Origin of the sequence: Cardiobacterium valvarum, from assembly GCF_900460955.1 — a bacterium.
In the GTDB taxonomy this organism is placed as follows: domain Bacteria; phylum Pseudomonadota; class Gammaproteobacteria; order Cardiobacteriales; family Cardiobacteriaceae; genus Cardiobacterium; species Cardiobacterium valvarum.
Window position 1 is genome coordinate 1,008,125 of sequence record NZ_UFUW01000001.1, and the last position, 14,193, is coordinate 1,022,317.

At 56.6% G+C, this 14,193-nt stretch carries 14 protein-coding genes, 1 other RNA gene and 1 pseudogene; 10 read left to right on the forward strand and 6 right to left on the reverse strand.

The window, feature by feature from the left end; translation table 11 throughout:
- Positions 1-63 precede the first annotated feature (63 nt).
- From ffs to recR, 4 genes are all read left to right on the forward strand, one after another.
- Positions 64-160, forward strand: an RNA gene (gene ffs / locus DY250_RS04860) — signal recognition particle sRNA small type.
- Between the two features lie 31 nt (positions 161-191).
- Positions 192-2,126 carry a DNA polymerase III subunit gamma/tau gene (gene dnaX, locus DY250_RS04865; protein WP_115611275.1) on the forward strand — a complete coding sequence of 645 codons (1,935 nt, stop codon included), beginning with the start codon at positions 192-194 and terminating at the stop codon, positions 2,124-2,126.
- A gap of 9 nt (positions 2,127-2,135) precedes the next feature.
- Positions 2,136-2,462 carry a YbaB/EbfC family nucleoid-associated protein gene (locus DY250_RS04870; RefSeq protein WP_115611277.1) on the forward strand — a complete coding sequence of 109 codons (327 nt, stop codon included), beginning with the start codon at positions 2,136-2,138 and terminating at the stop codon, positions 2,460-2,462.
- On the forward strand, positions 2,462-3,067 hold the full coding sequence (gene recR / locus DY250_RS04875) for a recombination mediator RecR (RefSeq protein WP_115611279.1): 606 nt from the start codon (positions 2,462-2,464) through the stop codon (positions 3,065-3,067). The genes DY250_RS04870 and recR overlap by 1 nt, the downstream gene beginning before the upstream one ends.
- An 85-nt stretch (positions 3,068-3,152) precedes the next feature.
- Here the strand turns inward: recR and DY250_RS04880 are convergent, their stop codons facing one another.
- A complete protein-coding gene (locus DY250_RS04880) occupies positions 3,153-3,737 on the reverse strand; it encodes an NAD(P)H-dependent oxidoreductase (RefSeq protein WP_115612777.1) in 585 nt (194 codons plus the stop codon).
- 97 nt (positions 3,738-3,834) lie between these two features.
- Between DY250_RS04880 and DY250_RS04885 the strand changes: the two genes are divergently transcribed.
- The 3 genes from DY250_RS04885 to DY250_RS04895 all read left to right on the forward strand — a co-directional run bounded on the left by DY250_RS04885 (position 3,835) and on the right by DY250_RS04895 (position 6,569).
- The gene (locus DY250_RS04885; RefSeq protein ID WP_115611280.1) at positions 3,835-4,758 is read left to right on the forward strand and encodes a LysR family transcriptional regulator; all 924 of its coding nucleotides are present in this window, start codon (positions 3,835-3,837) and stop codon (positions 4,756-4,758) included.
- Positions 4,759-4,844: 86 nt separating this feature from the next.
- Complete coding sequence (gene ubiM, locus DY250_RS04890; RefSeq protein WP_115611282.1) at positions 4,845-6,029, forward strand: 5-demethoxyubiquinol-8 5-hydroxylase UbiM; 1,185 nt, start codon at positions 4,845-4,847, stop codon at positions 6,027-6,029.
- 69 nt (positions 6,030-6,098) lie between these two features.
- Positions 6,099-6,569, forward strand: coding sequence for an invasion associated locus B family protein (locus DY250_RS04895; RefSeq protein WP_006986540.1), 471 nt, complete (start codon positions 6,099-6,101; stop codon positions 6,567-6,569).
- A 158-nt stretch (positions 6,570-6,727) separates the two neighbouring features.
- Here the strand turns inward: DY250_RS04895 and DY250_RS15055 are convergent.
- Positions 6,728-7,231: pseudogene (locus DY250_RS15055) on the reverse strand (transposase family protein); the annotation flags it as partial.
- Positions 7,232-7,336: 105 nt separating this feature from the next.
- On the opposite strand from DY250_RS15055, the gene DY250_RS04905 reads away from it, so the two are divergent.
- The 3 genes from DY250_RS04905 (at position 7,337) to DY250_RS14520 (ending at position 8,707) form a co-directional block, all read left to right on the forward strand.
- Positions 7,337-8,020: a hypothetical protein gene (locus DY250_RS04905; RefSeq protein WP_115611284.1), complete on the forward strand. Its 684-nt coding sequence runs from the start codon at positions 7,337-7,339 to the stop codon at positions 8,018-8,020.
- A 16-nt stretch (positions 8,021-8,036) separates the two neighbouring features.
- Positions 8,037-8,447 (forward strand): hypothetical protein, encoded by a 411-nt coding sequence (locus DY250_RS04910; RefSeq protein ID WP_115611286.1) that lies wholly within the window; start codon positions 8,037-8,039, stop codon positions 8,445-8,447.
- Between the two features lie 116 nt (positions 8,448-8,563).
- Positions 8,564-8,707: a hypothetical protein gene (locus DY250_RS14520; RefSeq protein WP_245951031.1), complete on the forward strand. Its 144-nt coding sequence runs from the start codon at positions 8,564-8,566 to the stop codon at positions 8,705-8,707.
- A gap of 720 nt (positions 8,708-9,427) precedes the next feature.
- On the opposite strand, the gene DY250_RS13635 is transcribed toward DY250_RS14520, so the two are convergent.
- The 4 genes from DY250_RS13635 to lgt all read right to left on the reverse strand — a co-directional run bounded on the left by DY250_RS13635 (position 9,428) and on the right by lgt (position 14,180).
- Positions 9,428-9,940 carry a hypothetical protein gene (locus DY250_RS13635; protein WP_147293453.1) on the reverse strand — a complete coding sequence of 171 codons (513 nt, stop codon included), beginning with the start codon at positions 9,938-9,940 and terminating at the stop codon, positions 9,428-9,430.
- 252 nt (positions 9,941-10,192) lie between these two features.
- Complete coding sequence (mrcB, locus tag DY250_RS04930) at positions 10,193-12,616, reverse strand: penicillin-binding protein 1B (protein ID WP_115611292.1); 2,424 nt, start codon at positions 12,614-12,616, stop codon at positions 10,193-10,195.
- 18 nt (positions 12,617-12,634) lie between these two features.
- Positions 12,635-13,411: a thymidylate synthase gene (locus DY250_RS04935; protein WP_115611294.1), complete on the reverse strand. Its 777-nt coding sequence runs from the start codon at positions 13,409-13,411 to the stop codon at positions 12,635-12,637.
- The gene (lgt, locus tag DY250_RS04940) at positions 13,395-14,180 is read right to left on the reverse strand and encodes a prolipoprotein diacylglyceryl transferase (protein ID WP_115611296.1); all 786 of its coding nucleotides are present in this window, start codon (positions 14,178-14,180) and stop codon (positions 13,395-13,397) included. Before lgt ends, DY250_RS04935 begins: the two co-directional genes overlap by 17 nt.
- Positions 14,181-14,193 lie beyond the last annotated feature (13 nt).

Here is a 14,193-nt window from a genome sequence, read left to right on the forward strand (position 1 = left end):
AGCGTACAATGTGAAAAGCACCTTGCAAACGCATGAAAAATCCATAAAATGCGCCGCTGGTCTGCATTGGCGCTTCGCAACGATCAGCCGCAAACCCCGTCAGGTCCGGAAGGAAGCAGCGGTAGTGGTGAAATCGGGTGCCGGAGTAAGCTGGTGCAGGCCTTTTTCTATTTATAAGCAGCAAAAATCCCATGTCTGAGGCTTATCAGGTACTCGCCCGTCGCTGGCGCCCGAAAAACTTTCACCAACTGGTTGGCCAGACACATGTAACCCAAGCGCTGACCTACGCGCTTGATCACAACCGCATCCACCACGCCTATCTCTTCACCGGCACACGCGGCGTCGGTAAAACTACCATCGCCCGCATCTTCGCCAAATCCCTCAACTGCAAAACGCGCGGTGTCAGCTCTGAGCCCTGCGGTGAATGCGAACACTGCCGCGAAATTGACGAAGGCCGCTTCCCCGACCTTATCGAAGTGGACGCCGCCTCGCGTTCACGTGTAGAAGAAACCCGCGAGCTCTTGGACAACATCCCCTATGCTCCGGTCAAAGGTAACTACAAAGTCTATCTCATTGACGAAGTACATATGTTTTCTGCCAGCAGTTTCAATGCCCTGCTGAAGACCCTCGAAGAGCCGCCGGAACACGTCAAATTCATTCTTGCTACCACTGACCCGCAAAAACTGCCCGCGACCATCCTCTCGCGTTGCCTGCAATTTCACCTGAAAAACATGAGCGAGCGGCAAATCACCGACCACCTCGTCCATATTCTTGATAGCGAACACGCCGCTTACGATCGTGACGCCCTGCAACTATTAGCCAACGCCGCCGCCGGCAGTATGCGCGACAGCCTCAGCCTGCTTGACCAGGCCCTCGCCTACGGTCAGGGTGAAGTGCGCAGCCGCGATGTTGCCACCCTGCTCGGTGCCGTGCCCGAACCGCAACTCAACCAAATGCTGCACATGCTGGCGGATGGCAATGCTGCCGGACTGCGGCAAATCCTTGATGCACTGGACGAATACGCACCAGACTACGCCAACCTGCTGCTGCGTCTCTTGCAGCAAATCCAGAAAATCACCATCGTGCGCCTCAACGCCGAGCGCTATCCGGGTGAAATCCCCGCTGAACTGCATGCGCTGGCCGCGCGCCTGCCCGTCGAACTCGTGCAACTGTGGTATCAAATCGGCGGCGACACCTGGCAAAACCTGCCCTACCAGCCCGACGCGCGCATGGCGCTGGAAATGAACCTGCTACGCATGATTGCCCTGCAACCACTGCTGCCGGATGCCGAACCGCAACAAGCACCTATCATCCGTGAAGCCGCGCCTGCTACCGCTGCCGATGACCTCACCGCGATTCTGCAAGACAGTCCACCAAGCGAGACAACAGCGGTATCCATTAATACGGACAACAACACACAAACCAGACTGCCCGCGCCATCAGGCGAGACAACAGCAGCATCTATTAACACGGACAACAGCGCACACACCGAACCGCCCGCGTTGCCAAGCGGGACGACTCCACCACCTGTCGCTGCAAACCCAGAAGAAACCCCGCCGCCGTGGGAAGATATACCCGCCGCTGACGACAATGACATCCCGCCGTGGGTGAGCGAAACCATCCCTGACGAAAGCGCCCCCGCGTCCGCACCGCCTGTCGCTGCTACCACAGAAAAAAAAACGGTAGCTGACGCACCTGCCTGCGACGACGCACCAAGTCTTGAACTGCTGGTGGACAATCTCGAACGCTGGAGCAGCTTCCTCACCACTCTCGACCTGTATGAATACCCGCTGTTGCTGCTTGAAAACAGCATCCCCGTCGCCTGGCAAGCACCGCGCCTCAGCCTGCAAACCGGCGCCAGCGGCATCATCTTTGACCAAAAACAGAACCGCGAACAGGCTGCCGCTGCCATCGCCGCCAAACTCGGCATCGATTGCATCATCGACATCCAGCCGGGTGACGCCGTTACCACCCCCATTGACTACCGCCGCCAACAAAGCGCTGCACAACAAAAACAGGCGGAAACCGACTTCCATAACCATCCGCAAGTGCAGGCTGCCCAAGCCGTCTTCGGCGACAGCCTGCGCGTGGACAACATCCAACCCACAAACCCTTCACAAACATAAGGAGACACAATGCTTCCCGGAAAATTGGGCAACATGATGAAAAAAGCGCAGGAAATGCAGGCGAACATGCAGAAAATGCAAGAAGAACTGGCGAACAAACACGTTGTTGGCATCGCCGGTGCAGGTGCCGTCAAAGTGACCCTGAACGGCCACTACGCCTGTCAGCGCGTCGAACTCGGCGAAGAAGCCCTGAAAGAAGACAAAGAAATGCTGGAAGCCCTCATCACTGCCGCTATCAGCGATGCCGCCAGCAAAGTTAACCAAATGACCCAGGACGAAATGGCAGCCATCACCGGCGGCATGGGTCTGCCTGGCGGCTTCAAACTGCCCTTCTGATGAGCTTTTCCCCCGCCTTTGACCGCCTCGTGCAGGCTCTCACCTGCCTGCCGGGCGTCGGCAACAAAACCGCGCAGCGCATGGCGTTGCAACTCCTGCTCAACAAAACCGCACAGGCACAAGAACTGGCAGACGCCACCAACCACGCCCTGCACACCGTGCGCCGCTGCGAACAGTGCCGCAACATCAGCGACGAAGCACTCTGTCTCATCTGCGCCAACCCGCGCCGTGATGCAGGCACCATCTGCGTCGTCGAAGCTCCTGCCGACGTGCTCGCCATCGAACAATCCACCGACTATCGCGGCCACTACTTCGTGCTCATGGGCCACATCTCGCCGCTGGACGGCATTGGTCCGGAAGAACTCGGCCTCGACCTCCTTGACCAACGCCTCGCCAGCGGCGACATCCACGAACTCGTGCTTGCCACCAACAGCACCATGGAAGGCGAAACTACCGCCTACTTTCTCGCCGAACTGGCAGCGAAACACGACATCCCCGCCACCCGCCTCGCTCACGGCGTGCCAATGGGCGGCGAACTCGCTTACATCGATAAAAGCACCCTCGCGCTCGCCTTCAACACTCGCAGCCGCTACCGTAGTGAATAACCACCGCCAAGCGGGATAACCACGCGGTTTGTGGAAGAGGGCAGGGCAGCCGTGCAGCAGGTACACACTGGCCTGCCGATAACGTTTACCCCAGCTTCACCCCGTCCTGCGTCATCTGCGCCTGCAACGCGGCGAGGCGTTTCACCGGATCAAGCAGCGGGTCATGCACATACGTCGCCAGCTGCTCCGCCGAAGCAGCGACCGCCCCGGCATCCGCACGCACCGCGCCGTGGAAAACAAACGGCGGCAGGAACGTCATCTGCAACAAATGTGCCGTTTGCACCAGCGGCTTTAAAAACTCGCTCATGGCAAAGCGGTTATAGCCGCCCGCCTGATACGAATCCGCCGGGCCGCCCGTAGAAATCACCGACAGCCATTCCTTACCCGCCAGCGCCTGCCCACCGCCGTAGGCCCAGCCGTAAATCAGCACATCATCCAGCCATTGCTTCATCAAAGGCGGCGTTGAGTACCAGTAAAACGGATGCTGAAAGACGATACGCTCATGCGCGAGCAGCGCGGCCTGTTCGGCAGCGACATCAATTTTGCCGTCCGGATACAGCGCATACATATCGCGCAACGTCACGCCTGCGGTGGCAAGACGTGCTACCCAGGCACGGTTGACCGTCGATTGCGCAAGGCGCGGATGAAAAACATTGACCAAAACTTGCATAAAAACCTCGCAGAAAAAAGAGGTCGCTATCATAGGTCGCGCCGCTGCCCGCCATAAGCCACCCGGCATCGCATACCATCATGCAGGAGAGCCACCAATGCGCCCCAACGACTACGCCGAACTCGCCACCTTCGTTGCCATTGCCGAAACCGGCAGCTTCCGCCGCGCCGCCGCCCGTCTGGATCGCAAACCATCCACCATCTCGCATGCCATGCACGCCCTGGAAGAACGCCTCGGCGTGCGCCTGCTGCACCGCACCACCCGCAGCGTAGCCCTGACCGAAGCGGGGCAGGCACTCCTTGCCCAGGTTGCGCCCGCCCTGGGCGCATTAAGCGACGCCCTCGACAGCGTGAATGCACACCGTGCCCAGCCTGCGGGCAGCATCCGTCTCAGTGTGCCGCGCTGCGCTGCGACGGCTATCCTGCTGCCGCGCCTGCACGACTTCTGTGCCCGCTACCCCGATATCCGTCTCGACATCACCGCCGACAACCGCGCCATTGACATCGTGCGCGACGGCTTCGATGCGGGCATCCGCCTCGGCGAAAACCTCGCGGGCGATATGGTCGCCGTGCCGCTGATCGGCGAACTGCATAGTGTCATCGTCGCTGCCCCCGCTTACCTCGCCCGCTACGGTACCCCGCAAACCCCGCAGGAACTGCTGCAACACCGCTGCCTCGGCTTCCGTCAGTCGGGCGGGCAAGACCTCTACCGTTGGGAAATCGAACATGACGGCGCCGCGCAAAACCTCGTCCTGCCACATCCGCTTATCTTTGACGACCCCGAACTCATGGCAGAAGCCACGGTGCGCGGCCTCGGCATCAGCTACGGCATGGACATCGTCTGCGCGTCCTATCTGCGCGATGGTCGCCTGACGGTCATCCTCGGCGACTACTGCCCGCGCTACCCCGGCTTCTACCTCTACTACCCCAGCCGCCACACCAGTGCCGCCCTGCGCGCCCTCATTGACAGCCTGCGTATGGCGGAAATACCGCTGCCAGGCCGCGTTTCTGCTGATACATGAAAAAACCTAATCACCGTCACAGTGAATGACCAATCAAACAGGCTATAATGCCCGCCCTTTCACAGACATCCACAGCGGAGAACCCCATGCAAGAACAAACCGACATCATCGTCGTTGGCGCCGGCCCCGCCGGACTCGCCTTCTGTCGCTCACTCGCCGGCAGCCAGCTCAACATCAGCGTTGTCGAAATCCACAGCAAAGACGTCCTCGCCGATCCGCCTTACGACGGCCGCGAAATCGCCCTGACCCATCCCTCCAAAGCCATCCTTGAAAACCTCGGCATCTGGCAGCGCTTTCCCGCGGATGAAGTCTATAACCTGCGCGAAGCCTCTGTATTAAACGGCAACTCGCCTTACCGCCTGCACTTCCCGCTGCCGCCGGCGGACAGCCATAAACGACCGATCGATACCCTCGGCTACCTCGTGCCGAACCACATCATCCGTCGCGGCGCCTATGAATCCGTACAAAACCAGGCCAATATCCGCTGGCATACCGGGCGCCGCGTCGTCGCCTGCGGCAGCGATACCAGTAGCGCCCACGTCACCCTCGATAACGGAGATACCATCAGCGGCAAGCTGCTGGTCGCTGCCGACAGCCGCTTTTCCTTCATCCGTCGCGCGATGGGCATCGCTGCCGACACCCACGAATTCGGGCGTAACGTCCTCGTCTTCCGCCTCGAACACGAACACACAAACGATCATACCGCGAGCGAATGCTTCTTCTACGGCAGCACCCTTGCCCTCCTGCCGCTCACTGACCACATCACTAACTGCGTTATCACCGTCGACAGCCGCAAAGCCCCGGCACTTATCGCTTTGGGCGACGGCATTGCCGCACACGTCGCCGCTGAAATCGACCACCGTCTCGGCGCGATGAAACTCATCAGCACCATCCACGACTACCCGCTGGTTGGCGTGCACGCCCGCCGCTTCCATACCAACCGCTGCGCGCTTATCGGCGATGCAGCTTGCGGCATGCACCCCGTCACCGCGCACGGTTACAACCTCGGCTTGCAAAGCCAGGAAATCCTCTCGCGCCTCATTCTGCGTCAAGCAGGGCAGGGCAAAGACATTGGCGACCCAACCATGCTTGCCGCCTACGGCCGCCGCCACCAGCTGAATACCCGTCCGCTGTATCACGGCACCAACGCCATCGTCAAACTCTTCACCCGCGAGACCCCGTCGGCCCGTATCCTGCGCCATGGTGTCCTGCGCCTGTCCGACCATCTGGCACCGCTGAAACGCTTGATTACACGGCAGTTAACCGGCTAAGGCTTCCTAGACCCCCTTAGCCAAAGCTGCTACACTTCGCCGCCTTCACCATCCCACACAGGAGAACCCATGAAAAACACAGTAAAAATCGCCGCAGTTGCCGCGCTCGCCGCTGTCAGCCTGACCGCCGCCGCCAAACTGAGCGAAGGCAAAGCCTACGGCGACTGGAAAGGCACCTGCCAAGGCAACGAATGCGGTGCTGTGCAAATCGTCAACAATCCGCAAGGTGAGCCGGTGGGCCGCATCCTGCTGCGCCGTATCCCGGAAGCGCAAAACAGCGTCGTCGCCTTCGTTACCGTGCCGCTTGGCGTTAACCTGCGTGCCGGCATGGCGCTCGCCGTAGATGGCAAAGAACTCGTCGTCACCCCGTACGACTTCTGCGACAACGGCGGCTGTAACGCGGCTATCCCGCTGGAAGGCAACATCGAAGCCAGCGTCAAAAAAGGCAACGTCCTGCAAGTTGCGGCCTTCGTTGGCGACAAACAGCAAACCATGGGCTTCTCGCTGAAAGGCGTCAGCGAAGTCATCAAGAACCTGTAATTCGCAGGGAACATAAAAAAGCCGGACATAAGTCCGGTTTTTTTTATACCCGTTTCCCCCCTCGTACACGACAAAATATCCTTCATCCCACATCCTCTTCCCGCTATCTGCGCGTTTTCCTTGCAGCGGATGCAGTAAGAAATCCCTGCTTGACGCAGATACGCCAGCCATTCATTGCCAATGAACTCCCGGTCAGCATAGAGGGTTTCAATATGGACTTCGGGAAAGGTCTCACGGAAAAGTTCCAGCAAAACCATTCGTTCGCCTGTGTTGGAGTTTCCCTTTTTATCCAACGTTTCCCACAGTACCGGGATAGCGACACCACGCCAGACTACGGCCAGTACCAGGATGTTGATACAGGATTTGCCGTATTCCCATGTCGTGCGGTCGAGGGTGAGGCGGAGGTTTTGCCAGCCGGAAACCGAGAAGACGAAGCGGGCAACACCGGTTCTGCCGATAAGATTCCCGGCAAAGAAACGCTGCATACGGCGATAGATGGATTCCGGCTTGGCCTTTGAGGAAAAGGCGTTTTTGAGCGTGGACAGATTGACGGTTTGGCGGACAAACAGCGCGGTGATGATGCTGGCGAGGCAGTCGATTCTTGCTTTGTGCCAGGAAAGGCGTTGCTTTAAGATATCGGAAAACCTGCTGGAACTTGACATGGTGTGCGTCGTTGTAAAACTTACACTTTGCTATTTTTTCAGCGGGTTTTGTTTTTTTGTCGTGTACGAAGGTGATTTTGTACAAAGTTTCGCTGGAAAGAACCTATGGATCACATCGACCCCGCCCTTGAGTCTCTGCGCGCGCAAATTCGCGAGCAAAGTGCCACCGACCCGCATATCGCGGCAAAAATAGCAGCGCAAGCCATTCTGGAAAAAATCTTCGCCGTTTTGAATGACGGCAAAGGGGTACACGCGGAAAGTGCCCTCGCATTGCTTGGCAGCCTTGCCGGGCAAGCCTGCCTGCAAGAAGCATTCGCCCGCCTCACGACAGAAGCAGGGCAGGATGTGGTTGGCGCCATCATGACCGTGACCGATACAGAAGGGCGTACCTACTATTACGGTGACCCTATCAACCGCCCCTTGCTGGAAGACCGCTATTCCGTTTGGTCATTACTCGCTGGCACATTGCAAGCGTATGGCGCAAAACTGCCGGATATCCAGGACATCATCACTCATGTCACCGCAAGCATTGGCAAACCCGCATTTGGCATTCCCCGCCTGCCAGCCAACCGCCAAATCCGCTTTCAGCCGAGAGAATGTCTGCAACTTTGGCAGCCATTGAAAACAGAAATCATCGATATCCTCCCTGTGCCGGCAAATGACTGGCATCTTGCCTATGCGCTCGCGATTCAAAACCTGATAGAGCAGGCAAAAGGTACCTTGTCACCGGCAGAAGCAGGAATCATTGTCATGGAATGCGCCGTACCCATGAGTAAAATCAGCGAATGAAAGAGAGGAAGATAGAATGTTTGAGTTTATAGAAATGACAGAAGAAATGAAGAAGAAGCTTGATTCTGATGCACATTTATGTGCAATTGACAAGATAAATAATATTATTATATGGAGCGAGGCTGTGCATTGGACAGAGAGAGAGATGGGATTTTATTATGAACGCTTTTATATTGCAAAGGACTATACGAAAATTGCTTTTTTTATTTTATCTTATGATGTGACATATTTGCCTAATGGTAGCGAGCATTTTAAAGCTAGAGATAAAGCAATATATAATTGGAGTATTATTTCTTTTGAGAGACTTCATGCTTGCGCATATCAGGATGATGAATTGCTAGAAATGCTCAAAGATGGTTTAAGTGTGTATGGAGGTGGTGTTTATAATAAAAGTCATCCTGACTTTGCAGTTACTTTTGATTTTTAATCTTGGAGAAAATTATGGGCAAACTTACCGCTGAAGAAGCTAATAAAGCACTTGAAATACAATAGAACATACGAAACTAATACGTGAAATTGCCAAATAAATGAGAGGAAGAAATAATGTTTGAGTTTATGAAAATGACAGAAGAAATGAAGAAGAAGCTTGATTCTGATGCCTATTTATGCGTAATTGATAAGTCTGCTAACATTATTATATGGCAAGGATATGTGCATTGGACGGAGAGAGATGGGATTTTATTATGAACGTTTTTATATTGCAAAGGACTATGCGAAGATTGCTTTTTTATCTTATCTTGTGATAAAGAATATCTACCTAATGGGAATGAGCATATTACGCCAGGAGACGAAGCAATATATAATTGGAGTATTGATTATTTTGAGAGGATTAATATGTGTACATATAAGGATGAAGAACTGTTAGAAATACTCAAAGACGGCTTATCTGTATATGGAATGGGTGTCCAAAATGAAATCCATCCTGACTTTACGGTTACTTTTGATTTTTAATCTTGGAGTAAATTATGGGCAAACTTACCGCTGAAGAAGAAAATAACGATTTACAAAGGCTAAATAGTATATTTTCTAATAAAAATATTTCTTTAAAACTTCGTACACAACAAAGGAATCCATCACCTCACCGCCTGGACTTCAATAGACTGATCCCCTGAATAACACAGAAACTAGCCAGTCCAGTCCCGCGCGGGATATAGTTGTATAGATAAAAAAAGCGTAACAAGGCGCGTTGCCGCAGACAGTGTAGGTAGTACGGCGGGTTCCCATAAAAATCGTTACGCGATTTTTATGGGAACCTGGGTTAGGCGACATAACGCCGTTACGATTTTTTATCTATTCAACTATAGTGCTGTTGCCCATACATCATCACCGGCCCCAATCTTTTCCCTTCACCTGTTTTCAGCGCCCGAAAGTGGCTACTCAACGCCTGCCTTGTGCCACCTTTTCCCGCTATCTGCGCGTTTTCCTTGCAGCGGATGCAGTAAGAAATCCCTGCTTGACGCAGATACGCCAGCCATCCATTGCCAATGTAGAGGGTTTCGATATGGACTTCGGGAAAGGTCTCACGGAAAAGTTCCAGCAAAAGCATTCGTTCGCCTGTGTTGGAACCGGGATAGCGACACCACGCCAGACTACAGCCAGAACCAGGATGTTGATACAGGATTTGCCGTATTCCCATGTCGTGCGGTCGAGGGTGAGGCGGAGGTTTTGCCAGCCGAAAACCGGGAAGACGAAGCGGGCAACACCGGTTCTGCCGATAAGGTTCCCGGCAAAGAAACGCTGCATGCGGCGATAGATGGATTCCGGCCTGGCCTTTGAGGAAAAGGCGTTTTTGAGCGCGGACAGACTGACGGTTTGGCGGACAAACAGTGCGGTGATGATGCTGGCGAGGCAGTCAATTCTTGCTTTGTGCCAGGAAAGGTGTTGCTTTAAGATGTCGGAAAACCCGCTGGAATTTGGCATGGTGTGCGTCGTCGCAAAACTTACACTTTGCTATGTTTTTCAGCGGGTTTTGTTTTTTTATCGTGTACGAAGGTTCAAAGGTTTTGACCTCGCGTAAAGCCTTGCAGCGTAAGGGCTACAGCGGTTTCTAACACTTTTTTGTCCATTACACCGCGTTGTTCTTGCCGAGGGCGCAAAAAGCAGGTATTGCCTGCCCGGTGGACCGAGGCTCATCCTACGCGGACCCGGTATTTGCGCCGCTTGGCGGCGGGCTCAGTTGCCCGGACCCCAACCTTCGACGGGTACTCCGGTGCTGCCACCGCCGCCACCCCAGTTGCCGCCGCCTGCCGGCTGTTCCCATTGCAGGCCGCCGCTGTTGTTGTTATCGAAGACGCCGGTGCCGTCTTCATCATCGTCACGCTGCACGGGGCGGGGCGCAGCGCAGCTCTGGTAGTGGGTCGGCTCGGAGCCGGCGATGAAGGCAAATTCTGCCGCACGACCGCCGCAGCCTTGTCCAGCCAGTGCTCCACTGTATTTGTCCACCATGCGGGTGATGACGCCGTCCGGTTTTTTCAGTTCCAGCGGTTCGTTCGGCAGGCTTTTCATGATGTCCATCCACACCCGCATCGCGCCTTTGCCGCCGGTCAGGCGGGTGATTTTGTTTTCGTCGTTGCCGACCCAGACGACGGTCAGGAAGTTGCCGGTGAAGCCCGCAAACCAGCTGTCGCGGTAGCTGTCGGTGGTGCCGGTTTTGCCTGCGACGTTTAGCGAGGCGCTGACTTTTTCTTTGAGCGCGGTGGCGGTGCCCCGGCGCGGGATTTCCTGCATGGTCGAGGTGATGAGGTAGTGCGGCCCCGGCTCAATGGCTTTCACGGCTTTGAGGTCAAACCGGCTGACGATGGTGCCTTCCTGGGTGGTGATTTCGCGGATGGAGCGCAGCGGGATGAGGTAGCCGCCGCTCGCGAAGGTTTCGTAGATTTGCGCGACGTCGATAGCGCTCATGCTGATGGCGCCGAGCGAGACGGAGGGGTTGTTACGGATGGGGTTGTCCGGGCGCGGTTTGTAGCCGAGGCGTTGCAGGGTGTCGGTGACGTCTTTGATGCCGACATCAAGCGCGATGCGCGCGGTCGGGATGTTGTAGGAGCGGATGAGCGATTCTTGCAGGGTGACTTTGCCGTGGTTGCGTTTGTCGTAGTTTTTCGGCGACCAGGTTTTGCCGCCGGTTTTGTAGTTGAGCGGGCTGTCATCAAGCGGGGTAGCGAGGGTGTAGAGTTGCGGGTATTCGAGCGCGGTCAGGTACACCATCGGTTTGACGACGGAGCCGATGTTGCGCAGGGAGTAGAGGGCGCGGTTGTAGCCCTGTTCGTTCGGTACGCGCGAGCCGATGACAGCCAGCACTTCGGCGTTGCCGGTGTTGACGACGACGGCGGAGCTTTGCAGGAAGTCTTTTTTCAGACCGTTGCGTTTTTCCAGGGTAGGCAGGGCGCCGGTCAAGGCATCCTGGGTTTTTTGCTGGATGAGCGGGTCGAGGGTGGTGAAGATGTTGAGACCGTCTTTGGTGAGGTCTTCTTCTTTGTAGTGTTCGCCGAGCTGCTGGTAGACGAGGTCAACGAAGGCGGGGAAGCGCACCCGCGCCCGCTGGGCATCCACCGGCACGACGTCAAGCGGCAGCGATTGCGCGAGTTTCATGTCGGTTTCGCTGATGAGGTTGTTCTGCTGCATGAGGCTGAGCATCATGTTGCGCCGTTGCAGGGCGTATTCGGGGTGACGGCGCGGGTCGGCGAGACCGGGTTCGCGCACGAGGCCGATGAGCATGGCGATTTCGTGCAGGCCGAGGTCTTTGAGTTCTTTGTCGAAGTAGTATTCGCTGGCAAGGCCGAAGCCGTGGATGGCGCGCTGGCCGTCCTGGCCGAGGTAGATTTCGTTGAGATAACCTTCGAGGATGTCTTTTTTGCTGTTGTGGTATTCGAGGACAAGCGCCATCAGCACTTCTTTGAGTTTGCGCGACAGGGTTTGTTCGTTGGTGAGGTAGTGGTTTTTGATGAATTGCTGGGTGAGGGTACTGGCACCCTGTTTGCCGGATTTCTGGATGTAGGTGACGTAGATGGAGCGAGCGAGGCCGCGCGGGTCAATGCCGGGGTGGCGCCAGAAGTTTTTGTCTTCGACGGCGATCAGGCTGTCAATGAGCACCGGCGGCACGTCTTCGAGGTTGACCAGCACACGGTCCTGTTTGCTCGCCGGATAGATGCTGGCGATGTGTAGCGGTTCGAGGCGTTCGAGGACTTCTTCTTCGAGGGTGCTGAGGTTTTGCACGCCGCTGACTTTGTTTTTGTCGAACTGCACTTGCATCCGTCGTGCCGGACGCTGACCGTCCCAGAAGTTGAAGGGCTGGGCGTAGTATTCGACGGTGTTGCCGTCGCGGTGGTACTGTTTGATGCTGTTCGGACTGGCGACTTCGCGGTAGTCAAGCAGTTTCAGTTCGTTGATAAGGTCTTCGGGGGTAAGCGTCGCGCCTTTGTAGAGTTCGAGCGGACGGGCGTACACGCGCGCCGGCATGGACCACAGCGCGCCACCCAGTTTGCGGTCATCAAGGTGGTACTCTTTTTCGAGTTTCATTGCGTACATGAAGAGCAGCACGCAGCCGAAGATGCCGAGGATAATCAGGAAGTAGAAGGTGTTACGGATGAGGCGTAGCAAGGGTGTTCTCCGGTTGGGTTAGACGGCCACAGGCGCTTTGATGGGCGGATGGCTGTGGTAGTGCTGTAACTGGATGTCGTCGTAGTGGTAGCTGTCAATGCTTGCCGCCTGGCGCAGGGAGAGTGCGGGCAGCGGGTAGGGCGTGCGGCTGAGTTGTTCGCGCGCCTGGTCGAAGTGGTTGTTGTAGAGGTGCACGTCGCCGCCCGTCCAGATGAAGTCGCCGACTTGCAGTCCGGCCTGCTGCGCCATCATATGCGTCAGCAGGGTGTAGCTTGCGATGTTAAACGGCACGCCGAGGAAGACGTCCGCCGAGCGCTGGTAGAGTTGGCAGGAAAGGCGGCCACCCGCAACGTAGAACTGGAACAGGGTGTGGCAGGGCATCAGCGCCATGTCCGCCAGTTCGCCAACGTTCCAGGCCGAGACGATCATGCGGCGCGAGTCGGGGTCGGTTTTCAGGAGATGCAGGACGTGGGCAATCTGGTCGTGCCCGGCCCAGTCGCGCCACTGCTTGCCGTAAATCGGGCCGAGGTCGCCATGCTCGTCCGCCCATTCGTCCCAAATGGTCACGCCGTTGTCGCGCAGGTAACCGATGTTGGTTTCGCCGCGCAGGAACCACAGCAGCTCATGTACGATGGATTTGAAATGCACGCGCTTGGTAGTGAGCAGCGGGAAGCCATCCTGCAAATTCAGACGCATCTGGTAGCCGAAAACGGAGCGCGTCCCCGTGCCGGTGCGGTCAGCCTTGGCGCTGCCGTGCTCCAGCACATGGCGCAGAAGGTCAAGATACGCTTGCACGCGGCCCCCGTCGCAGCATCAGCCACAGGCCGAAGACAATCATCGGCAGACTGAGCGCCTGCCCCATCGTGATCTCGCCGATAAGGAAATTCACCTGCCCGTCCGGCTGGCGCACCATCTCAACCAGCGAACGGAAAATGCCGTAGAGGACGAGGAATAGCCCCGCTACTTGCCCGCTGCGGCGCGGCTTGGCGGAATAGAACCACACAGCGATGAAGAGGACGATGCCTTCCAGCCCCGCTTCATAGAGCTGCGAAGGGTGGCGCGGGATGCCGTCGCCCGTGCCGGGGAAGACCATGCCCCAAGGCAGGTCAGTCGGGCGGCCCCACAGCTCGCCGTTAATAAAATTGCCAATGCGGCCAAAGAACAGCCCCGGCGGAATCATCGGCGCGACATAATCGGCCACCTGCCAGAACGTCTTGCCCTTCTTGCGCCCGAACAGCCAGAGCAGGAACGTGACACCGAGCAGGCCACCGTGAAAAGACATCCCGCCTTCCCAGATTTTCAGCGGATAAAACCAGTCACGCGCCCAATAGCCCATGCCGTAGAACAGCACATAGCCAATCCGCCCGCCCAACACCACGCCGAGCATCAAGTACGTCATCAAATCGCTGACATCTTCCTTGGTCCAGGCGGGATTCGACTTGGTGCGCCGCACACCGAGCAGATAGGCGCAGCCGAAACCGATGACATACATCAGGCCGTACCAGGTTGGGTGAATCGGGCCGAGCTTGAAAATATAGGGGTTGAAATTGGGGAATTGCAGCATGAACCTAAAACCT

Coding starts and splice junctions, on each gene's coding strand:
- dnaX (WP_115611275.1), top strand. CDS start 192: ATGTCTGAGGCTTATCAGGTACTCGCCCGTCGCTGGCGCCCGAAAAAC.
- DY250_RS04870 (WP_115611277.1), top strand. CDS start 2,136: ATGCTTCCCGGAAAATTGGGCAACATGATGAAAAAAGCGCAGGAAATG.
- recR (WP_115611279.1), top strand. CDS start 2,462: ATGAGCTTTTCCCCCGCCTTTGACCGCCTCGTGCAGGCTCTCACCTGC.
- DY250_RS04880 (WP_115612777.1), bottom strand. CDS start 3,737: ATGCAAGTTTTGGTCAATGTTTTTCATCCGCGCCTTGCGCAATCGACG.
- DY250_RS04885 (WP_115611280.1), top strand. CDS start 3,835: ATGCGCCCCAACGACTACGCCGAACTCGCCACCTTCGTTGCCATTGCC.
- ubiM (WP_115611282.1), top strand. CDS start 4,845: ATGCAAGAACAAACCGACATCATCGTCGTTGGCGCCGGCCCCGCCGGA.
- DY250_RS04895 (WP_006986540.1), top strand. CDS start 6,099: ATGAAAAACACAGTAAAAATCGCCGCAGTTGCCGCGCTCGCCGCTGTC.
- DY250_RS04905 (WP_115611284.1), top strand. CDS start 7,337: ATGGATCACATCGACCCCGCCCTTGAGTCTCTGCGCGCGCAAATTCGC.
- DY250_RS04910 (WP_115611286.1), top strand. CDS start 8,037: ATGTTTGAGTTTATAGAAATGACAGAAGAAATGAAGAAGAAGCTTGAT.
- DY250_RS14520 (WP_245951031.1), top strand. CDS start 8,564: ATGTTTGAGTTTATGAAAATGACAGAAGAAATGAAGAAGAAGCTTGAT.
- DY250_RS13635 (WP_147293453.1), bottom strand. CDS start 9,940: ATGCCAAATTCCAGCGGGTTTTCCGACATCTTAAAGCAACACCTTTCC.
- lgt (WP_115611296.1), bottom strand. CDS start 14,180: ATGCTGCAATTCCCCAATTTCAACCCCTATATTTTCAAGCTCGGCCCG.